Here is a 19,700-nt window from a genome sequence, read left to right as displayed (position 1 = left end):
CCTTCGGCCCAAACCGATCCTAAAGCATGGGCCACGGCAACGCCAACCGCGCGCTACGCCAGGTCATTTGAGTAGTCTTTGCAGTTTAGCAACCATGCGGGGCAGATTAGGCTTTGTAAAATCGAATGAATTGTGTCTTCATTACGGCGACTGGCGGGGGCTGGAAATCGCGAATCGAGAGGGGACGCGATGCGGCATATGAAGAACTCACTTCCGAACAGTCATTCGGAGGATGTGCAGGTGGCAGTTGCTTCGCTACGGCGAAAGCCGCATCCGCTACACCCGTGGCTTATTAGCATCCTCTCAACTACGGCTTTTGCGTTGCTGCCCAACTCCCCCGCGTTTGCCGCATGCGTGCTGGGTCCATCCGCCGGAAACACCGTTTACACCTGCGACAGCGGCGATTCAGGCGGCAGCCTCGCCGATCCCGATGGCGACAACACGCTCAATTTTCCCGCCGGGGGCACCGGGCAGATATCAGGCAATGTCACCTTTGGTGTCGGCACGGACCGCATCGATATGCAGTCAGGCGCCATCACCGGCACCGTCGATCAGGGTGGCGGCACGGATTTCTTCACTATCGGCGCGGGTACCGTCGCCGGCAATGTCCAGCAGGGCGCCGGCATCGACGACTTCAACATGAGCGGCGGCCAGATCGGTTCGCTCAACCAGGGCGATGGCCTCGACACCTTCACCATGACCGGCGGGCGCATCGTCGATTTCTTCGACGATGGCGACCGTGCCGTGATGACCGGTGGCCGCATCGGCCGCGTCAACATGAAGCTCGATCAGAATTACTTCAACATGTCCGGCGGCACCATCGACCGCAACCTCGTCACCGGCTTCGACAAGGACACGATCATCCTGTCGGGCGGCACCATCGGCGGCAACATCAGCGTCAGCGGCGGCAACGACAGCGTCACGGTCACCGGCGGTATGATCGGTGGCGATATACTGATGAGCGTTGGCGCCGACAGTTTCGTCTGGAACGGCGGCGGCATCATCTATGGCGCCGTCGATCTCGGCGGCGACAACGACACCGCCGAACTCAGCAACCTCACCAACGCCAATCTCGGTGCCACGAATACCATATCGGGTGGTCTCGGCACCGACGCGCTCACCCTGGACAACGTCAAACTGGATGGGATCAGCCGGCTCCAGAACTGGGAAAGCATCGACGCCACCAATGACACCGAGCTGACGCTCGACGGCAATCTGGTGCTCGGCGACAGCGGCACCGGCACAGGTGCGCTCAGTGTCGATGCCGCAAGCACGCTCTATGGCGGCGGTTTCAACGCGGCGATCCAGGCGTTTACGGCGGGTCAGTTGGCGCAGGTCACCAATGCCGGACGCATCGACCTGACCAATGGCAGCACCGGTGCCACCGACAGCCTGACGATTTCGGGCAATTATGTCGGCCTGGGTGGCCTGCTGCTTATCCAGACCGAGCTCGGTGACGATTCCTCCGCATCCGACAAGTTGGTCCTGTCGAGCGGAACGGCTTCCGGTTCGACCGGCATCTCCGTGGTCAATCTCGGCGGCGCGGGGGCTGCGACCACGCAGGACGGCATCATGGTCGTCCAGGCAATCAACGGCGCCACCTCGGGCGCCACGACATTTGCGCTCGACGCCCCGGTCGCCGCCGGTGCCTCGAATATTACCTGTTCAAGGGCGGCGTCAGCGCCGGCAGCGAGGAGAACTGGTACCTGCGCTCGACGCTGAACACGCCGGCCCCGCCGGCCGCAGCCCCGCCGGTGCTGGAACCTGCTCCGCCGCCGGAACCTGAGCCGCCGGCGGCCGAACCGCCGCCGCCGCCGCCCATCGACCCTGCGCCGCCGCCGCCGCCGGAATCCACCCCCGGCGACCCCGATCCGGTTGATCCGGCGCCGCCGGTCGTGCCGACCGATCCGCCGCCCGCGACACCACCGGCGCCACCGCCGGCACCAGTTGCGGATCCGCCCCCGCCGCCGCCGGTGGTGCCAACGGATGTGCCCGACCTGCCGACACCGGCGGCGGGCGAGGAGATCCTGCTCTATCGCATCGAGGTTCCGGTCTATTCGGCCTTGCCGCCGGTCGCCGAACATCTGGCGATGACGACGCTCGGCACCTTCCACGAACGGCGCGGCGAGCAGAGTCTGTTGTCGAACACCGAGCTGTCGCCGGTCTGGGGCCGCATCTTCGGTCAGGACAGCAAGATGGCGTATTCAGGAACGGTATCGCCGTCCTTCGACGGCACCCTGTTCGGCCTTCAGGCGGGCTTCGATCTGTTCGGCCGCGAAACCGCGTCGGGCCAGACCGATCGCGCCGGCCTGTTCGTCGCCTATGCCAGCATGAATGGCGACGTGCGCGGCCAGGCGCTGGGCTGGAACGATCTGTCCGTCGGCAGCATGGATATCAACGGCACCAGCGTCGGCGGCTACTGGACCCGGATCGGCCAGGGTGGCTGGTACCTGGACGGCGTCCTCATGGCTACCTTCTTCGGTGGAAACGCAACATCGTCGCGCGACATCGGCATCGATGTCGGCGGGACCGGCATCACCGCTTCGCTGGAAGGCGGCTATCCCATCGCGCTGGGGCAAGGCTGGACGCTTGAACCGCAGGCGCAACTGGTCTGGCAGCAACTGTCGCTCGACGATGCGTCGGACCGCTTTGCTTCGGTTTCCTTTGATACGGACGGCAGCGTGACCGGCCGGCTCGGCGCACGGCTGCAAGGCGAAACAACGATCAATGGCATGGCGCTGCAGCCGTACCTCAAGGCCGACATCTGGCACGATTTCGGCGGCACGAGCCATGTCAATTTCGACACCACCGATATCTCCACCGAGGGCAGATCGACCTCGTTCGAATTCGGTGGCGGTGTGATCGCCAAGGTGACGGACAAGGTCAGCATCTTCGCCACCGGCGACTACACCACCAATCTCGGCGGCGACGAGCGTCGGATCCTCGAAGGCAATCTGGGGTTCAGCGTCAAATGGTAAGGCCGGTCATGACCCCGAAAAACAGTTTCGGGGTCATGGTCAGACAGAGAGCCTAATTGCTGGAACGCATCGCCACCGTGGCGATGCCGGCGCCAACCAGCAGCGTGCCGCCGGTGCGGTTGAAGATGCGGATCGCCTTGGGATTGCGCACCACGTTGCGTGCGCGTGAGGCGATCAGCGCATAGCCGAAAGCATTGGCGAAGGCGAGCGCCAGGAAGGTCGTCTCGAAGATCAGCATCTGCGTCCAGAAATCGGCGTGTCGGTCGAGGAACTGCGGCAAGAAGGCGACGAAGAAGGTGATGCTTTTCGGGTTGAGCGCGGTGACCAGCCAGGCATGCCCCATCATCTTGGCCGATGAGACCGCGTCGGTGCGCGGTTCGGCCTTCAGCGCGCCGCCGGCGCGAAACAGTTTCACGCCAAGATAGATCAGATAGCCGGCGCCGATCAGCTTCAGGATGGTGAAGACGGTCGCCGAAGCCGCCAGCAACGCGCCGATGCCCAGCATCGACAAGGTCATCGCGGTGAAGTCGCCCAGCGCCACGCCGACGGCCATCGGCAAGGCGGTACGCCAGCCCTGGCCCAGCGCGTAGGACACGACGAGAAGGATGGTCGGACCCGGAATGATGAGGAGGATCGTCGACGCGGCGGCGAAGGCGGCCCAGTTTTCGAAGGACATGCTCGTCTCCTTTGAGCTTAAAGAAGAGGATAAATCCTTAGACCCGGGAGAATGTAAAGAGGCGATTTCCCTGACTGCGCCAGCGGCAGATCGGTGTCAGTTCGCGCCGTTCAGCGTGCTCACAATATCGGCCAGGCTGACATTGGCACCGAGAGCGGTTGCCGCCGCGACAATGGCAGCGGCAAAAAGCTTGATGTCGGTTTTTAAGGTATTGCACATTGGGGCCCCTCGCTGATGGTTCGAGGAGTAAAAAACGCCGGCGCCGGGAATATGACCCGACCGAGGTCTTTTTGTGCAGCAGCCTTCGTTCAAGCCCAGGCAAGAAGGTCGGACATCGTCAAGGCCAGGCGCAAATGCAGGCTGTGCAAGGTCTTCACGCTTTATCAACCATGAATGATGAAAATGCCCGCTATCCGGCCGGACCGTGCTTCCCGCCGACAGCGTAGGGTCTGGGTATATGCGTGAGTTGCCGCAAGGTCTGACGCCGCCGCGAAATGGCGACGCAATCGGAGCCGATCATCATCTTTCCCGCCGCGCTATCCTGTCCGGGGCAGGGGCGCTGGCGCTGCTCGGCGCCGCCGGTTGCTCGACTTCGGGCGGTGGCCTGCCGGCGCTCGAGCTCGACGACGTCACCACCGGTTCAGTGCCTATCCGGCCGAGCATCAGTGTCGACAAGAACATCACCAGCCCCGGCGTCATGTATGCCGCGCTGACCGACGGCGGCTTCAACGTGCCGGAAGTTCCGTACTTGAAGGTCAAGCCGGAATTCCGCCGGCAGATCGTCGTCGACACCACGGGTGAGGCGCCCGGCACCATCGTCGTTCATCTGCAGGAGCGCATGCTCTATCTCGTCCAGCCGGGTGGCGATGCCATCCGCTACGGCGTTGGCATCGGCAAGGACGGCTTCCGCTGGTCCGGCCGCGCCAACATCCAGTACGGCAGGGAATGGCCGACCTGGACGCCGCCGCCCGAAATGATCGCCCGCAAGCCGGAACTGGTGAAATGGCAGGCCGGCCAGCCCGGCGGCCTCACCAACCCGCTCGGCGCGCGCGCGCTCTACATCTACCAGGACGGCAAGGACACCGGCTATCGCATCCACGGTTCGCCCGAATGGGCGAGCATCGGCCAGGCGATGTCGTCGGGCTGCGTGCGCCTGATCAACCAGGACATCATCGACCTCTACAGCCGCGTCTCCAAGAAAAATCCGGTCGTCGTCGTCTGACACGTCACCCGCCCCACTCTTCCGTTGCGCGATAGCGAAAGACAGGCGAATGTGCCTGCGAATGCATTGCTCGGGAGACGTCAGGAATGGCCGGAACTTTTGTCATCGCGCAGGGCGGCGGCCCAACCGCCGTCATCAACCAGACGGTTGTCGGAGCGACGCTGGAGATCCGCAAGCGGCATCCCGGTGCCAAGGTGCTGGGCTCCATCCATGGTGTGCGCGGCATCCGTGACGGCAATTATGTCGACCTTTCCGCCATCCCCGAGGACCGGCTGCGGCTGATTGCCGGCACGCCGAGCGCCGCCCTCGGCTCGACCCGCGACAAGCCCGACGCCGCCTATTGCGATGTCATCCTCAACGGCCTGAAGAAGGCCGGCGCCGACGCCTTCATCTATATCGGCGGCAACGACACGTCGGGTACGCAGCAGATCCTGACCGATGCCGCCGGCGGCAAGATCGCCTTCGTCCATGCGCCAAAGACCATCGACAATGATCTCGAGGAAAACGACCACACGCCGGGCTTCATTTCGGCGGCCGAGTTCGTCGCTGGCGCCTTCCTCTCCGTCGATCTCGATTTCCGTGCGCTGCCCGGCATCTATGTCGGCATCGTCATGGGCCGGCATGCGGGTTTCCTGACCGCGGCTGCCGCCGCCTGGCAGCTCGACGCCGACAGCGGCCCGCACCTCGTCTACGTGCCCGAGCGCCCATTCTCAGCCGCCGGCTTCATCGACGACGTCCGTGCCACGCTCGATCGCCACAAGCGCTGCATCGTCGCCGTTTCGGAAGGCGTCAGCACCGCCGACGGCAAGGCGCTGGTCGAAAGCCTGGTCCCGCCGGACAAGCTTGAGCGCGACGCGCATGGCAACGTCAAGCTGTCGGGCAGCGACCTGCCGGCCGCACTCGAGCGCGCGCTGGCCGAGGGCCTGCCTGGCAAGCGTGCTCGCGTCGACGCCCTCGGCTACATGCCGCGCGGCTATATCGGCGCCATCAGCGCGGTCGATGCGCAGGAGGCCTTCGATGCCGGCGCCTTCGCCGTCTCTGTCGCCGAACAGGGCGGCGGCTCGGTGGCGCTGCAATATGACGGCACCAAAACGGTTCTGAAGAAGGTGCCGCTGAAGAACGTCGCCGGCAAGACCCGTCACATGCCGGACGATTTCATGAAGCCCGATGTCAATCAGCTGTCGGATGCCGGCATGGCCTATCTCAAGCGGCTGGTGCCGGAAAAATACAAGGTCGGGAAGCCCTTCGTCTGATGCCTGGCTTACACCTGATGCCGGGCTCGCTTCTCATGCCGGACTCACACTTGATGCCAGGCTGGTTCAGCAGGAGCGTCGTCGACGACAAGACGACGATGCTGACCGAGCCCTTCGTCCATGCCTATGTTCGGGCCAATATCTGGCATCTGCGCGGTCGCGATGCCGACCTGCTGGTCGACACCGGTATGGGCATCTGTCCGCTGGCGCCGCAGGTCGAGACGACGGAGGGCAAGCCGCTGTTGGTCGTTGCCACCCACATCCATCTCGACCATGTAGGCTCGCTACATGAATTCCCGTTGCGCGCAGGACCAAGGATGAGCGCGGCGCAGTTCGAGACCATGGATGAGGCCGCGACCTACGCCTACATGTTTCATGACCTCGAGGGTGCCGTCTCGAAACTGCCGGCGCCCGGATGGAAGTCGGCTGACTACAGGATCCCGCCTGCGCCGTTGACGCGAACCCTGGACGAGGGCGATGTCATCGATCTCGGCGACCGGCAGTTCCGGGTGCTGCATCTGCCGGGCCATTCACCGGATTCGATCGCGCTGTTCGACGAGGCCGACGGACTGTTCTTCAGCGGCGATGCCATCTACGACGCCATGCTGATCGACGACCTGCCGGATTCCGACCGAGCCGCCTATATCAGCACGATGCGGCGTCTGCTCGACCTGCCGATCCGCATCGGTCATGGCGGACACGGACCGAGCTTCGACGGCAAGCGCATGCGCGAGATTGCCACGGCCTATCTCGGACGAACCGCCGGTGGCTGAGGCTCCAGCGAGGCAGCAAGGCGCGGCCCGACGACTTTGCGACCCTGCCGCCGTGCGAATATTAAATCTTCGTAAGGTCGCCCGAAAACCCTAAATCGGGCCAATCCGCGCCCTAGATGCAAGGCCGTCGATCCGGTTGGCTGCCATGTAGGCGAGACGGGCAATTGCGACCTCGACACGCCGATGACCGATTTCCCGCACGGGAGAGGCCACGGCGCTGGATCAACTCTCGCCCGGACAAACGACCATGTCAGATATCCTTCGCAGGCATCGCGTCGCGGCCTTGCTGGGCGCTGCGCTGATCATATCCCCCTTCGTCATGTCTTTCGCCCAAGGCGAGGGCAACACCGTTCCGACGACCCAGACACCTGTCGCCGGCATCACCGCGCCCAATGGCTCGTTCGCACCCATCGTTGCCGCCGACAAGCCGGCGGTGGTGACGGTCACCACCGTTATGAAGGCACAGCCTGAAACGATGAGCGATGCCTCTCCTTTCGACGGCGGCTCGCCTTTCGATGACTATTTCCGCCAGTTCTTCGGTGACCAGGGCATGCCGACGCCCAAGACGCCGCCACAACAGCAACCGCAGCGCGCCGAGGCGCTGGGTTCCGGCTTCATCGTCGGCGCGGATGGTACCATCGTCACCAACAATCACGTCATCGATGGCGCCTCTTCGATCAAGGTTACGCTCGATGACGGCACCGAACTTCCGGCCAAGCTTGTCGGCCGCGATGCCAAGAACGATCTCGCCGTACTCAAGGTCAAGTCGGACAAACCCCTGCCGACCGTCAAGTGGGGTGATTCCGACAAGCTCATGCCAGGCGACCAGGTGCTGGCCTTCGGCAACCCGTTCGGCATCGGCACCACCGTCACCGCAGGTATCGTCTCGGCGCGCGGCCGTGACCTGCATAGTGGTCCGTTCGACGATTTCATCCAGATCGACGCGCCGATCAACCACGGCAATTCCGGCGGCCCGCTGGTGGATGTCGCCGGCAATGTCGTCGGCATCAACACGGCGATCTATTCGCCCAATGGCGGCAGCGTCGGCGTCGGCTTTGCCATTCCGTCGGATCAGGCCCAGAAGGTGGTCGCCAAGTTGATGAAGGGCGGCTCCATCCAGTACGGCTATCTCGGCGTTCAGATCCAGGAGGTGACACCGGATGTCGCGAGCGCCATCGGGCTCGACCATACCGGCGGCGCGCTGGTTTCAGAGGTCAACGACGGTTCGCCGGCGGCAAGGGGCGGCATCGAGACGGGTGACGTCATCACCAGCTTTGCCGGGCAGGACGTGAAGGATCCCAAGGACTTGTCGCGGGCGGTCGCCGATGTCGCGCCGGGCGCCAGAGAAACGGTCGATGTCTGGCGCAAGGGCAAGCCGATGCGGATTTCCGTCGATGTCGGCCACAACAGCGACGATGTGAAGACCGCGTCGCTGGACGACGGGTCCGGCGCGCCGAGCGCCGGGCGCGCTCCGGCGATAGGGCTCGGCTTGATGGATATAACGCCCGACATTCGCCAACAGATGAACCTTGCCGACAAGCAGCACGGCGCGGTGGTTGCCAGCGTCAATCCCGACAAAGCTGCCGCCGCTTCCGGAATACAGGCCGGCGACATCATCGTTGCCGTCAATCAGGTGCCGGTGAAGAACGCCAGGCAGGTAACCCAGGCGATCGCCTTGGCCGGCAGGTCCGGCAGGAAATCGGTGCTGTTGCTGGTCGAGCGTGGCGACGCTCAAATCTACATCGCGGTGCCTTTTGCCAATGGCTGAGAAATGGCGTTGACGTGAACGCGGGAGCGGCAGGTCCATCGGTGACGATCCCGCCGGTCTTCGCCCGTCAAGATTTAGGTTGCCCGTCACGACATCTTCGAGAACATTGCGTCAGGCCGATAGTGGCCTGATTGCATGGGGATTGCCGCTATGGTCACCCGAGGTTTCTCTTCAGGACGGCGCCCGCCAACCGATGGCGATGCCCGCATCCCGCCCGGCCAATATCTCGAACAGGGTTTCCCGGTGCTGTCGGCCGGTCCGACGCCGCGCGTGCGTACCGAGGATTGGTCTTTCACGCTGAAACATGGGCCACGCCCGATCAAGAAATGGAACTGGGCCGAGTTCAACGCACTGCCGTTGACCAAGATGACACGCGATATCCATTGCGTGACAGCATGGACCAAGTTCGACACGCCGTGGCAGGGCGTGCTGGTCGACGATATCCTTGCCGATGCGGGGGTCGAGCCGCCGACCGGCTTCACGCTGGCGCACGCGTTCGACGGTTACACCACCAATGTGCCGGTCAAGGATCTCACTGCCGGCAAGGCCATGGTGGCGCTGCTTTACGAAGGCAAGCCGATCACGTCAGACCATGGCGGCCCGGCGAGGCTGCTGGTGCCGCATCTCTATTTCTGGAAGTCGGCCAAATGGCTGAACGGCCTGCAATTCACCACGCGCGACGAGCCCGGTTTCTGGGAATTGCGCGGCTACCACATCTATGGCGACCCATGGCGTGAACAGCGCTACACGGACGATCCATGAGCGATGCGGCAGCAGTGCAATCGCCTTGGCAGACAGCCAGGATCGTCCGCATAGAAAAACGCACGCCGCGTGTCACCAGCTTCCTTTTCCAACCGTCCCGGTCCTTTGCCTATCGCGCCGGGCAGCATGTCGACGTCAGGCTGACGGCGCCGGACGGCTATCAGGCGCGCCGCTCCTATTCCATCGCCTCCGCACCCGAGAGTGACGGCGTGATCGAACTGGCGATCGAAAAACTCGACGATGGCGAGGTTTCGCCATTCTTCCACGAGGTCGCGGCAATTGGCGACGAAATCGAACTGCGCGGGCCGCTCGGCGGACATTTCGTCTGGCCAGAAGATGAGAATGGCCCATTTGTGCTGGTCGGCGGCGGTTCGGGCGTCGTGCCGCTGATGTCGATGGTCCGCCATCGCGCCGCGCAGAATTCGAGCGTGCCCGTCGTCCTGGTCTTTTCCGCGCGGATCTGGGACGAAGTGATCTTTCGTGACGAGCTGATCGTTCGCGACGAGCGCCAGGACGGCTTCGACCTGGTGCTGACACTGACCCGCGAAGCCGCACGCCGTCCAGCCGACTATGCGCGGCGGGTGGACGTCGCGATGATGGTTCAAGCAATGGCGCGGCTGCCGGAGCCGCCTGGCATCGCCTTCGTCTGCGGCTCCAATGCCTTCGTTTCCGCGGCCGCCCAGGCGCTGATCGATGCCGGCGTTGCAGCCGGAATCATTCGCACCGAACGCTACGGAGTGTGAACCGACGCCGCCTTTCGAGAAAGGTTCGTCGGATTCGCCTTTAGCCAACCGGCGAGAAATCCGCCGACAGCAGCTCGAAGGGCAAGGCGCCATAAGCAGCCACTGTGGCTTCGTCGTTCCATTCACGAAACTGCCGCGACGGTCGCGCTTCGAGCGTCCAGGCAGCTCGCGCGCCGTCGAGCGTCACCTTGCCGCGAAAATGCAGCACGCGTTCCCTGCCGGATCGGCTGATGGCCATGGCGCGCAGGCGGGCGACATGGTCGTCGCCGGCATTGATCTCCATTTCGATGCGGCGCCGGACCGGCGGAACGCCGATCCTGACGGTGATATCGAGCATCATGTCGCCGGTCGTTTGCGGACAGGCGATGGCCTGCGAAAACATCAGAGGCGCCGATGCTGCTTGCGGCTTGCGCGCGGCCGGTCTGCCGCGCCAAGGTTTGGCGGGTGGCTCCTGTTGCAACCGGCCCTTCTTCCGCTTCAGGCGCAACTGCTTGGCAAGCCCGCGCGACAGCCAGACCAGGCCACCGAAATCCGTGCGCGGCTTGGCTTGCAGAACCGACGACCAACGCGACAAGCCAGCTCCGTCGGCCATCTCTAAGATTCTGACCATTGTCGATTCCGGCACCGGAATGCCGATCTCAAACGCCAGATAGGATAGCGCCACCGCCGCTGGAACCGCCAGGCCGCGTCTGCCGACGATGTCGAGGAACATGTCCCAATCGACCTCTTCGCCATGGATGGCGACCGCGCAGTCGACAAGCCAGTCGCTGTGGGTGTGGGCGTCGAGGCCGCCATGGGCGATGGCCAGGGCCATGCGATCGGCCGGCGACGGCACGAAGACCGCGACGCCGCTGAATTCGGCTGGGACCGCCCGTTGCCAGATCGCCAGGTCGTCTTCCGCGCTCGTCTGCGATCCGTCATAGCCGAACTGGTGCAAGTCGATGTCGCCGAAACGGCCCTTGAAGAAGTTCATCGACCGCAGCGACGCCAACCGGGTTCGCAGATATTGCGCGCTGACGCCCGAGGCGATCTGCCAGTCGCGGTCGCGCAAGATGTCGAAGACGGCAGCCAAGTCGCGCGGGCGCACCAGTATATCGATGTCGTGCGCCACCCGGCCACGCTGCGCCGACGCGTTCAAGGCAATGCGGCTGGCGCCCTTGATCAGCATGATGTCGGCGCCGCCGTCGGCCATCGCCTTCAGCGCCGGCTCGGCCTCGCGCATCGCCATGCGCGACTTCGTCCACAGCATCTTCTGCAGGCCGACGAGGCGCGGATGGGCGGTATGCCCGGCCAGCTTCCTGCCGAACCTGTCGGAGATGGCGGCGAGCAGACGATGTTCTCGAAACGAGACGAGGTCGATGTCGTTCTCGTCCAGCCAGCGCGCGGCACAGGCAGCGGCTGCGTCCTCATCGGAGAGCAGCGCCGCCTTTAGCAACAGGTCCAGCTGGCCGGTGGGCCACGACCAGCCATAGTCCGGGAAGCGGCGGCCGATGCGGCGAACGGGCCTGGCGTTCAATTGGAGCCTGCCTTGTTCTGGGCTCGCCGCTGCATGGCGAGCCTTGCGACCTGGAGATAGCCCCGGTCGCGTGCCGGATCGCGGCCGTAGGAAAGGCTGCCCGGACGGATGCGGCGCAATGCAAGCACGTCGTCGAGCATGGCAAGGGCAAGGCCTGCCTCACGAACCCGGGCGATCCAGTCGATCATCTCGCCGCGACCGCCTGGTGGGTCGATGATGGGACCGATGCGCGGCACCACCTCCTGGCGGATCATCATCGTCGTGCGCGACCAGCCAGCTCCACTGGTCGCATCGGGCAAATCGGGGCTGTCGCCGCGAAACGTCCGCCAATGCGTAAAGACGCCCGCTGTCCCGGGATGACGGTCGAGATAGGCCAGCTGCTTTTCGACCTTGTCCGCCAGCCACAAATCGTCGGCATCGAGCGTCGCGATGAGCGGCGTCGAGAGTGCCGCAATGCCACGGGTCGTTGCGCTGCCAGGTCCGGCATTGTCCTGTCGCAGCACCGTCACCGGCAGGTTCATCGCATCGATCACCGCAGCCGTATCGTCGGTCGAACCGTCATCGACCACGACGATGGTCTCCGCCCTTGCCGTCTGGGCCAGAACGGAGTTCAGGGCCGCGCCGATGGTGGCGGCCGCGTTGAAAGCCGGAATGACGACGCCGTAGCCTGCCATCAAAGGAACCGCCACTGCGCGAGATCCTTGAAGTCGAAAATCCCCTCCACCCGGCGCAAGCTGGGATCGGCCTTGCGACGCTTCATCGACTTGTGAATGGCGCGCATGAACTCGCGAAAGGGCACATCGGCTTCCTTGGTCATGTTGCCGGGATGACGCCTGTAATAGAGAGCCACCGTATCGGGCATAACGTATTTTGCCTGGCTCTCAAAGATACGCAACAGATAGTCGGTGTCCTCGGCCTGTTTGAAATCCTCGTCGAAACCACCGGTGCGCTCGATGAGGTCTCGCGCAAAGATTCCGGCGGACAGGTGGATCCCTCGCACGGTGATGGAGTGGCTGTCGGCGGCCGGTTCCAGCGTCTCGCCATCTATCTTGTCTATCAGCGTCATGCGCGAATAGGTCAGGTCGAGGCCAGGATCCTCTTCGAAGCAGGCGAGATCCGCCTTGAAGCGCCCCGTCGGGGAGATGTCGTCCGAATCGAGAAACGACACCAGGCCAGTCTGCGGCAGCAACTGCTTCAGCCCTGCATTGCGCGCCTTTGTGACGCCGCCATTGCTCTGCTGGAAAAGACGAATGCACGGGGCCTCGTCGATCAACGACCGTACGACGGCTGCCGAGCCATCGGTCGACCCATCGTCGATGACGATGATGTCAAGATCGATGTCTTCGCGCTGCCTGAGCAGCGAGCGTAGCGCCAGGCCAACGAATTGTTCGCGATTGTAAACCGGCATGATGACGCTCAGCCTCATCGGCGTCTCCAGCAGCGTTCCGGGCTTGGCTGATCCGACCCGATTGTGTCGAGCATCATAGCATCCGCCAATCGGTGGGACTCTTCAATTCGAAGATGCCCTGGACCTCACGCCGTGACGGATCGGCCTTGCGCCGCCGCATCGACTTGTGGATCGCGCGCAAGTGGTTGCGGACCCTTTCGCTATGCTCCTTGGTGACATTTCCGGCGTGGCGTCGGTAGTAGATCGCGACGGCGTCCAACAATTCGTAGTTCGGTCCCGCCTCGAAAACGCGCAGCAGATAGTCGGTATCCTCAGCCTGCTCGAAATCCTCATCGAACTCGCCCGTCCGGTCGACAAGCCCTCTGCTGAACACGGCGGCGCTCAGCGAAATTCCCCGAAGCGTCATCGTGCGGCTGTCGACTGCCGGTTTCAGCCGCTCATCGTCGATCCGGTCGACCAGCGTCATCAGCGAATAGGTCAGCTCAAGCCCGGGGGTAGCCTCGAAGCGGGCGAGATCGGCCTTGAACCGTCCGGCCAGCGAGATGTCGTCCGAATCCAGGAATGACACGAACTCCGCATCCGGCGGCAGTTGCCGCAGCCCGGCGTTGCGCGCCCTGGCTACGCCCATGTTGGATTGCTGGAACAGTCGGATGCAGAGGTTTTCGCGCATCATCGAGCGCACGGCCTCAGTAGAGCCGTCGGTCGAGCCGTCGTCGATGACGATGATATCGAGATCGGCGGCGTCCCGCTGCCGCACCAGCGAGCGCAATGCCGAAACGACATAGCGCTCACGGTTGTAGACGGGCATTATCACGCTCAGTTTCACGAATCGCCCCGCGCGAGAAAGTCCGCAATCGTGCCGGCTATCTCCTGAGGCTGCGTCCCCAGCGACAGACGATAGCACGGCAGCAGGCGGGTCAGGTCGCTGAAGAAGCGAAAGCCGCTCTCCCGCTCGCCCGGCATCTGCGCTATGCCCGACGGCGCCAAGGCGATCATGGCATCCCTGCGCGACACCGGCACGATCGAACTTGCCCCACCACCGCCGATATGTGGCGCCAACAGCGCGACGATGTCGAGAGTTTCAGGCACCGGCCGGGGAGCGATGTCATCAATGTGAAACGCATATTTGCCTTGCCAGTTAAGCGGGCCATGCGCCGGCAGCCGGTGCTTCAGCCCAAGCCGAGCGAATCCCTGGGGATCCTGCTTGAGTGTTGAAAACAACGGGCGGGCAGTCACGCCGTTGGAGAGGTCGACCAGCACATAGTCGTCGCCGACGCTGTCCAGTCCGTTGAGGAGGCCGGCGGCGACGGTTCCAGATTTCCCGGCCCCGCCCGCACCGGCCAGCAGCACGCCCTTGCCATTGGCGCCGAGCGTGCCGGCATGGGCAAGGCGCATGCCGCGCGCCCCATATTCCCAATGCAGGAAAGCCCGCAGCGGCGCTCCCGGCTCCCACGGCGGAAAGGCGTCGGCCGAAGCCATCAATTGCACGCCAACGCGACGTTGCGGATCATAGAACTGCCAGAAATCCAGGTCGTGGAAATGGTTGCCGCGCAATCCTGCTTCCGCCAGTTGGGTGGCGAAGCCATGCTGCGTGAAGGGTCCCTGGCCCCAACTGGCCGGTACCGCGATGCCGTCAATACCGGGATGTGCGACGAAGACGCGGCAGATGTCGGCAGGCGTTCGGCTGCCCGGAGCCGTGACAAAGCCATGAGCGAAGGCATCCGCCAACGCGCCGGCGCTGACATGCGCGGTCAGATCCAGATGCGGCAAGCTCGCCTTGCGGGTCAGTGGATAATGCGCGGCGCTGCTCTCTGCTTGCGCCAGGACATGACGTGCGTAGTCAGCCAGGTTTTCGAGAGTGATGTTCGGCATGGGTTTGCCTGTTCCGGAGCTGTCCGGCAACGAGAACCTGATGGGCGCTTCAGTTGGCTTGCTTCACCGCGGGCCAGCCGAGGGGCTCCTCGACCTCGTGGATGGGATCGACGACAATGAGATCGGCGAGATCGTCATGGATGTCGACCTTGAGGGGCTCTCTGGCAGCGGCGAGCTGAGCCAGCAATTCGCTTGGAACCGGTCTTGCCATGCCATCGGTTACGGCCGCCAGCAAACCGAATTCGAGCAATTGTGAAACAAAGCCGTCAATCGCGGCGGCATCGAGGGCGCCAATTCCGGTCGCGGCGCCGACCAGTTCGGAGGCAGGCACGCCGGACGACAGTGCATCCCAAAGTCTGCTGCCTGAATCAGAGAAGCCGAAATATTTGCCCGTGGTCAGGTCAAGAACGACGGCTTCGCCGTCGAAGGATTCAAAGACGATATCCTTGCTGGCAATGGCATAGATGCCGGATTGTCGCATGTTTGCTCCCCCGCCGAGCAGGCCGCGGAGATGATCTTCGGGCCTTACGGTCAACCCCACCGTTGCAGGCGTCTAACCATTTGCAGGGTTTTTGGCAAGATGGCGCAGACTCGGGCGAGCGCAGCCGGTCACGCTTCGATTTCAAGCGCAGAAAGCGGCTTCGAGCAACAGGCGAGGATAAAGCCGTCCTCGATTTCGTGATCGAGGATGCCGCCATTGTGACTCATCTCGACGTCGCCCGCGACCTTCCTCACCTTGCAGGTGCCGCACAGGCCGAACTCGCAGGCGGCGGGAATCCGCACCCCAGAGGCGCGTGCCGTCTGCAGCACGGTCTGGCCGGCGACGCATTCGGCATCGACATCGGAAAGCGAAAACCGGATCGGCGTCACGGCCTCGACGGCAACGGCGGCGCCGTCTTCCGGCAGTGGCGAGAACGGCGCCTGGATCTCCTCCACGGCAGGCGCCGCAAAGCTTTCCTGATGGTATTTCGCCATGTCGAAGCCGGCGGCGTTCAGCATGCCGCGCACGGCGCGCATGAAGGGATCGGGGCCGCAGCAGAAGATCTCGCGCTCACGGAAATCGGGCGCCAGCAATGGCAGCCGGATCGCGTCGATGCGGCCCATATGGCCGAACCAGCCCTCGCGGCTCGACCGCTCCTCGATCATGAAGCCGAGCGACAGGCCGGGCATGCGGCTGCCGAGCAGCTCGAGTTCCTTGCGGAAAATGATCTCTTCCGGGCGGCGCGCACAGTTGACGAAGCCGACATCTGTCCATGGCGCACAGTCGTTCAGCCAGCGCAGCATCGACATCATCGGCGTCACGCCGGAGCCGGCCGAAATGAACAGATATTTGGCCGCCGGGTGGCTGTGTAGCGAGAAGTCGCCGGTCGGCCCATAGGCCTTGACGTGCGAGCCCGGCGTCAGATGGTCGAACATCCAGCGCGTACCGGTGCTGCCCGCCTGCGCCTTGACCGTCACCGCGATTGAGAACGGCCGCGACGGCGAGGACGACAGCGTGTAGGTGCGCATCAGCGGCCCGTCCGATGTCGGTAATTCCAGCGTCACGAACTGGCCCGGTTTGTAGCGGAACCAGGTCTGGTTGTCGGAGCGGAAGGTGAAGGTCTTCACGTCAGGCGCTTCGTCACTGACGCCGATCACTTCCAGCACCTGCAGCCTGTCGTTCCAGGGCGTCATCTGGTCGAGATGGCGATAGAGGCCAAGGTCCGTCATCGCATTCATCCTCTTGTCCCCTGGGCTAGGCGACGCTGCGCAGGGCCGGCCGGTCGCCTTCTGCAAGGCGCGGTCCGATGAACGACGCGTACCACTCGACGAACTGGATCACGCCGCCCTCATGCAGCTCCGAATAGGGGCCTGGTTCGTAGGCCGGCGACAAGATGCCGAAGGCGTTTTCCTCGACGATGCGACGGTCCTGGTCGTTGGTCTCGGTCCAGACATGGGTGAGCTCAGCGAGATCGTAGTCGACGCCTTCGACCGCATCCTTGTGGACGAGCCATTTTGTCGTCACCGCGGTTTCCGTGGCACTGATCGGCAGCACGCGGAAGGTGACGGCATGGTCGCCGAGGATATGGTTCCAGGTTGTCGGATAATGATAAAGCAGCAAGGAGCCGATGCGGTCGGTTGAAACGCTGTCGGACAGGTTCTTCTGGACCGCCCGTTTTCCCGTCATGGTGTAGCTGACGGCATCGCGCAGCAGCGGCGCGCGGGTGGCGCGGTACTGCCCTGCCGGATCGATGCGGAATTTGCTCGGCAGGCCTGATGCCTCGCATTTGGCCCAGTGCGCGACCATTTCAGGGTCGCTGTCGGCGCCGTTGACGCCGGTCACGGTCGGAGCCTCGGGGAAGGTCTTGCACAGCTCAGGATGATTGGCGGCGCAGTGATAGCACTCGCGGTTGTTTTCCCAGACCAGCTTCCAGTTGCCCTTCTCGACGATCGTGCTCTCGAAGGCGATCTTTGCTTCACGCAACCGGTGCGGCAAAAGATAGGGTTCGATCATCGCCCGCATCGGCGCGAAATCCGCCGGCTCCTTGGCCAGACAGATGAAGATGTAGCCGCCGACGCTCTCGCAGGCGACCGGCTTCAGGCTGAAATCACTCTTGTCGAAACCGTCGGCCATCTGGCGGGCAAACAGCAGGCGGCCGTCCAGCTCATAGGTCCACTGGTGATAGGGGCAGACGAGCTTTGCCGCCGTGCCCTTCTCCGTGTTGCATACACGGCTGCCGCGATGGCGGCAGGAATTGTGGAAGGCGTTGATCTTGCCGTGCTGGTCGCGGACAAGGACCACCGGATAGTCGCCGATCTGCACGGTGATGTAGCTGCCCGGCTTCGGCAGTTCGCAATCATGGCCGATGAACAGCCAGTCGCGATACCAGATCAGCTCCATGTCGAGCTTGAAGTAGTCCGGATCGGTGTAGAAGGGCTGCTCCAGCGAAAAGCCTTGCCGGCGCCCCTTCAGGAGCCTTAGCATGTCGTTGCGGGTATCCATGTCCTGTCCTCGTTTCTAAGGACTGAACTGGTGGTGATGGAGGAAGGATTGAAACGCAGGCCGGCTAGGTGCCAGACATGCGCTATCCACCTCTTGACCGCCCACCGCGATCAGTCGAGTCTAACAATCTCGGGCTGGTTTCCGGGCTCTGGAGTTGTCCTTGCGGACCATCGCGACACCTTCCCAGGCAGTTGCCCAGTGGTCTCCCGTTGCGACTTGAACTCCACCACCGTTGCGGGGGCAGCGCCGGATTCTGACCGGCTTCCCAATTCTCCGCCTCGTCGTCACGAAGCGGCACCTGAGATGGTATGATCTAACCACGATCGGGGGCGCGCCGTCGGCATGAAAACGACATCGTATCCATGCGGCGCGACACGGCCTGCGAACGTTCCCGCAGACCGTCGCGGGCTGAAATCCACCTCCCGGATGACCATTTTGCCGGCTGCGATATCCCCGAATCGGACCCCTTGGCGGGGTCAAAAAAGGTTAACGGTTTCGAAAAGTGACTATTAGCTCGATCTAAAATCGAACCGAACGGTTCGTTTCTGTTGACGGTGCGTGCAGGACGGTGTGAACGCTGGGCCTCTGAAACAGTCAGTGATCCATCCAGCGGTTACACTTAACATGCTGATTTAAAGAAGAAAAATATACCCGTAGATTCCCTTGGCACAATTTCAAGGTGTGGATTCATGGTCCACACGGAACAACTTCGTGATTGGAAAAGGCGGGGTTGCCCTCCCACATCGGGGCTGTCCGAACGACGCGATTTCATTTCCAAGACACGCCGCTAGACGGACGGAAAAAGACGATACTGGAGTACAAAAATGAAAAAGATCATTCTCACTGCCGCAGCCCTTCTGGCCATTTCCGGCAGCGCCTTCGCTGGTAGCGACCACTACGGTTCGAACGCCGCGGCAGCCACTGCTGTCGACAGCTCGTACACCGCTTCGACCAAGAAGTCGGAACCGGCTGCTCAGGCGCCTGCCCAGGGTGCTGACCGCAACGTCTTCGGCAACAACTAACAGCCGATTCCCAGTCGACGGCGGGCTCGCCCGCCGCCCTGGCGAAATTCAGACATTCAGGAGTATTTAAGATGAACAAGATCCTCATTGCTGCCGCCGCCGTTCTGGCCATCTCCGGCAGCGCTTTCGCCGGCAGCGACAACTACGGTTCGAACGGCTCTAACCAGCCTGCCGCCGCAGTGGACCAGTCGTACACGGCTTCCACCAAGACCTCGGAACCGGCTGCCCAGACGCCCGCTCAGGGCAGCGACCGTAACCTCTTCGGTCGCTAACAGCCAATTTCGCAAGCGACGGCAGCTGTGTCTGCCGTCCTGGCGAAATCCAGAATTCAGGAGATTAAAATGAACAAGATCCTTATTGCTGCCGCCGCCGTTCTGGCCATCACCGGCAGCGCGTTCGCCGGCAGCGACAACTTTGGCTCCAATGGCGCCAATCAGCCTGCGGTTACTTCGGTTGACAGCGCGCATACGAGCTCGGTCCGCAACAGCGGTAGCCTCGTCGAGAAGCTGCTCAATTCGTCGGGCGACGTGGAGAAGTCCGCCCCTCAGGGCAGCGACCGGAATCTCTTCGGCCGTTAACAGCCGAAGCTGATCTTCTACAAAAGAGCGGGGGGGCGGTCCCCCCGGGGGTTTTTGGTGCCAGACGCGGGGCAGGCACAGGGCGCCCGGGGGAGAGCCCACAGAAAGGGGAAAGCCCCGGCGGCAGCGGGGAAAAAAAGGAGGGG

Annotated in this window: 19 protein-coding genes, 1 pseudogene and 1 riboswitch; of the genes and pseudogenes, 10 read left to right on the top strand and 10 right to left on the bottom strand. The window is 63.3% G+C overall.

Features of this window, described 5'->3' with window-relative positions; genetic code table 11:
* The first annotated feature begins 189 nt into the window (after positions 1–189).
* Positions 190–2,978, top strand: a pseudogene (locus NKH97_RS18105) (autotransporter family protein).
* Between the two features lie 52 nt (positions 2,979–3,030).
* Here the strand turns inward: NKH97_RS18105 and NKH97_RS18100 are convergent.
* Both NKH97_RS18100 and NKH97_RS18095 read right to left on the bottom strand, forming a co-directional pair.
* Positions 3,031–3,654, bottom strand: coding sequence for a LysE family translocator (locus tag NKH97_RS18100; protein ID WP_352798293.1), 624 nt, complete (start codon positions 3,652–3,654; stop codon positions 3,031–3,033).
* A gap of 96 nt (positions 3,655–3,750) precedes the next feature.
* A complete protein-coding gene (locus tag NKH97_RS18095) occupies positions 3,751–3,873 on the bottom strand; it encodes a hypothetical protein (RefSeq protein WP_352798292.1) in 123 nt (40 codons plus the stop codon).
* Between the two features lie 238 nt (positions 3,874–4,111).
* Between NKH97_RS18095 and NKH97_RS18090 the strand changes: the two genes are divergently transcribed.
* The 6 genes from NKH97_RS18090 (at position 4,112) to NKH97_RS18065 (ending at position 10,175) form a co-directional block, all read left to right on the top strand.
* Positions 4,112–4,876, top strand: coding sequence for a L,D-transpeptidase (locus tag NKH97_RS18090; protein WP_352798290.1), 765 nt, complete (start codon positions 4,112–4,114; stop codon positions 4,874–4,876).
* Between the two features lie 86 nt (positions 4,877–4,962).
* Positions 4,963–6,129 (top strand): diphosphate--fructose-6-phosphate 1-phosphotransferase, encoded by a 1,167-nt coding sequence (locus NKH97_RS18085; RefSeq protein WP_352798288.1) that lies wholly within the window; start codon positions 4,963–4,965, stop codon positions 6,127–6,129.
* A 53-nt stretch (positions 6,130–6,182) separates the two neighbouring features.
* Positions 6,183–6,902, top strand: coding sequence for an MBL fold metallo-hydrolase (locus NKH97_RS18080; protein ID WP_352798286.1), 720 nt, complete (start codon positions 6,183–6,185; stop codon positions 6,900–6,902).
* 247 nt (positions 6,903–7,149) lie between these two features.
* Entirely contained in the window at positions 7,150–8,670 is a 1,521-nt protein-coding gene (locus NKH97_RS18075; RefSeq protein ID WP_352798284.1) for a DegQ family serine endoprotease, read from the top strand.
* A 150-nt stretch (positions 8,671–8,820) separates the two neighbouring features.
* Positions 8,821–9,432: a molybdopterin-dependent oxidoreductase gene (locus NKH97_RS18070; protein WP_352798282.1), complete on the top strand. Its 612-nt coding sequence runs from the start codon at positions 8,821–8,823 to the stop codon at positions 9,430–9,432.
* On the top strand, positions 9,429–10,175 hold the full coding sequence (locus NKH97_RS18065; RefSeq protein WP_352798280.1) for an FAD-binding oxidoreductase: 747 nt from the start codon (positions 9,429–9,431) through the stop codon (positions 10,173–10,175). The genes NKH97_RS18070 and NKH97_RS18065 overlap by 4 nt, the downstream gene beginning before the upstream one ends.
* Positions 10,176–10,215: 40 nt before the next feature.
* Here the strand turns inward: NKH97_RS18065 and NKH97_RS18060 are convergent, their stop codons facing one another.
* The 8 genes from NKH97_RS18060 to NKH97_RS18025 form a co-directional block, all read right to left on the bottom strand.
* A complete protein-coding gene (locus NKH97_RS18060; protein WP_352798278.1) occupies positions 10,216–11,691 on the bottom strand; it encodes a nucleotidyltransferase family protein in 1,476 nt (491 codons plus the stop codon).
* The gene (locus tag NKH97_RS18055; protein WP_352798276.1) at positions 11,688–12,380 is read right to left on the bottom strand and encodes a glycosyltransferase family 2 protein; all 693 of its coding nucleotides are present in this window, start codon (positions 12,378–12,380) and stop codon (positions 11,688–11,690) included. Before NKH97_RS18055 ends, NKH97_RS18060 begins: the two co-directional genes overlap by 4 nt.
* Entirely contained in the window at positions 12,365–13,117 is a 753-nt protein-coding gene (locus NKH97_RS18050) for a glycosyltransferase family 2 protein (protein WP_352798274.1), read from the bottom strand. Before NKH97_RS18050 ends, NKH97_RS18055 begins: the two co-directional genes overlap by 16 nt.
* 55 nt (positions 13,118–13,172) lie before the next feature.
* Positions 13,173–13,907 carry a glycosyltransferase family 2 protein gene (locus tag NKH97_RS18045; protein ID WP_352798272.1) on the bottom strand — a complete coding sequence of 245 codons (735 nt, stop codon included), beginning with the start codon at positions 13,905–13,907 and terminating at the stop codon, positions 13,173–13,175.
* 14 nt (positions 13,908–13,921) lie between these two features.
* The gene (locus NKH97_RS18040) at positions 13,922–14,971 is read right to left on the bottom strand and encodes a serine kinase (RefSeq protein WP_352798270.1); all 1,050 of its coding nucleotides are present in this window, start codon (positions 14,969–14,971) and stop codon (positions 13,922–13,924) included.
* A gap of 49 nt (positions 14,972–15,020) precedes the next feature.
* The gene (locus NKH97_RS18035; protein ID WP_127289668.1) at positions 15,021–15,452 is read right to left on the bottom strand and encodes a PqqD family protein; all 432 of its coding nucleotides are present in this window, start codon (positions 15,450–15,452) and stop codon (positions 15,021–15,023) included.
* Between the two features lie 128 nt (positions 15,453–15,580).
* A complete protein-coding gene (locus NKH97_RS18030; protein WP_352672767.1) occupies positions 15,581–16,681 on the bottom strand; it encodes an FAD-binding oxidoreductase in 1,101 nt (366 codons plus the stop codon).
* Positions 16,682–16,706: 25 nt separating this feature from the next.
* Positions 16,707–17,954, bottom strand: coding sequence for an aromatic ring-hydroxylating oxygenase subunit alpha (locus NKH97_RS18025; RefSeq protein WP_023813654.1), 1,248 nt, complete (start codon positions 17,952–17,954; stop codon positions 16,707–16,709).
* Between the two features lie 115 nt (positions 17,955–18,069).
* Positions 18,070–18,271: riboswitch (cobalamin riboswitch) on the bottom strand.
* 507 nt (positions 18,272–18,778) lie between these two features.
* Between NKH97_RS18025 and NKH97_RS18020 the strand changes: the two genes are divergently transcribed.
* The 3 genes from NKH97_RS18020 to NKH97_RS18010 all read left to right on the top strand — a co-directional run bounded on the left by NKH97_RS18020 (position 18,779) and on the right by NKH97_RS18010 (position 19,554).
* Positions 18,779–18,976: a DUF680 domain-containing protein gene (locus NKH97_RS18020; protein WP_352440474.1), complete on the top strand. Its 198-nt coding sequence runs from the start codon at positions 18,779–18,781 to the stop codon at positions 18,974–18,976.
* Positions 18,977–19,047: 71 nt separating this feature from the next.
* Positions 19,048–19,248 carry a DUF680 domain-containing protein gene (locus tag NKH97_RS18015; RefSeq protein ID WP_023813653.1) on the top strand — a complete coding sequence of 67 codons (201 nt, stop codon included), beginning with the start codon at positions 19,048–19,050 and terminating at the stop codon, positions 19,246–19,248.
* Between the two features lie 69 nt (positions 19,249–19,317).
* Positions 19,318–19,554 carry a DUF680 domain-containing protein gene (locus tag NKH97_RS18010; protein ID WP_352798266.1) on the top strand — a complete coding sequence of 79 codons (237 nt, stop codon included), beginning with the start codon at positions 19,318–19,320 and terminating at the stop codon, positions 19,552–19,554.
* Positions 19,555–19,700 lie beyond the last annotated feature (146 nt).

The sequence above is a fragment of the Mesorhizobium sp. M0870 genome, from assembly GCF_040319775.1.
Taxonomy (GTDB): Bacteria; Pseudomonadota; Alphaproteobacteria; order Rhizobiales; family Rhizobiaceae; genus Mesorhizobium.
Note: the sequence above shows the minus strand (reverse complement) of the source record. Positions and strands in the feature narration are given on the sequence as shown.

What these genes read in the sequence shown, in the direction of transcription:
- NKH97_RS18035 (WP_127289668.1), bottom strand. Translation starts at nt 15,452, where the DNA reads ATGCGACAATCCGGCATCTATGCCATTGCCAGCAAGGATATCGTCTTT.
- NKH97_RS18020 (WP_352440474.1), top strand. Translation starts at nt 18,779, where the DNA reads ATGAAAAAGATCATTCTCACTGCCGCAGCCCTTCTGGCCATTTCCGGC.
- NKH97_RS18090 (WP_352798290.1), top strand. Translation starts at nt 4,112, where the DNA reads ATGCGTGAGTTGCCGCAAGGTCTGACGCCGCCGCGAAATGGCGACGCA.
- NKH97_RS18085 (WP_352798288.1), top strand. Translation starts at nt 4,963, where the DNA reads ATGGCCGGAACTTTTGTCATCGCGCAGGGCGGCGGCCCAACCGCCGTC.
- NKH97_RS18050 (WP_352798274.1), bottom strand. Translation starts at nt 13,117, where the DNA reads ATGAGGCTGAGCGTCATCATGCCGGTTTACAATCGCGAACAATTCGTT.
- NKH97_RS18015 (WP_023813653.1), top strand. Translation starts at nt 19,048, where the DNA reads ATGAACAAGATCCTCATTGCTGCCGCCGCCGTTCTGGCCATCTCCGGC.
- NKH97_RS18080 (WP_352798286.1), top strand. Translation starts at nt 6,183, where the DNA reads ATGCCAGGCTGGTTCAGCAGGAGCGTCGTCGACGACAAGACGACGATG.
- NKH97_RS18070 (WP_352798282.1), top strand. Translation starts at nt 8,821, where the DNA reads ATGGTCACCCGAGGTTTCTCTTCAGGACGGCGCCCGCCAACCGATGGC.
- NKH97_RS18040 (WP_352798270.1), bottom strand. Translation starts at nt 14,971, where the DNA reads ATGCCGAACATCACTCTCGAAAACCTGGCTGACTACGCACGTCATGTC.
- NKH97_RS18095 (WP_352798292.1), bottom strand. Translation starts at nt 3,873, where the DNA reads ATGTGCAATACCTTAAAAACCGACATCAAGCTTTTTGCCGCTGCCATT.
- NKH97_RS18045 (WP_352798272.1), bottom strand. Translation starts at nt 13,907, where the DNA reads ATGCCCGTCTACAACCGTGAGCGCTATGTCGTTTCGGCATTGCGCTCG.
- NKH97_RS18010 (WP_352798266.1), top strand. Translation starts at nt 19,318, where the DNA reads ATGAACAAGATCCTTATTGCTGCCGCCGCCGTTCTGGCCATCACCGGC.
- NKH97_RS18030 (WP_352672767.1), bottom strand. Translation starts at nt 16,681, where the DNA reads ATGACGGACCTTGGCCTCTATCGCCATCTCGACCAGATGACGCCCTGG.
- NKH97_RS18075 (WP_352798284.1), top strand. Translation starts at nt 7,150, where the DNA reads ATGTCAGATATCCTTCGCAGGCATCGCGTCGCGGCCTTGCTGGGCGCT.
- NKH97_RS18100 (WP_352798293.1), bottom strand. Translation starts at nt 3,654, where the DNA reads ATGTCCTTCGAAAACTGGGCCGCCTTCGCCGCCGCGTCGACGATCCTC.
- NKH97_RS18065 (WP_352798280.1), top strand. Translation starts at nt 9,429, where the DNA reads ATGAGCGATGCGGCAGCAGTGCAATCGCCTTGGCAGACAGCCAGGATC.
- NKH97_RS18025 (WP_023813654.1), bottom strand. Translation starts at nt 17,954, where the DNA reads ATGGATACCCGCAACGACATGCTAAGGCTCCTGAAGGGGCGCCGGCAA.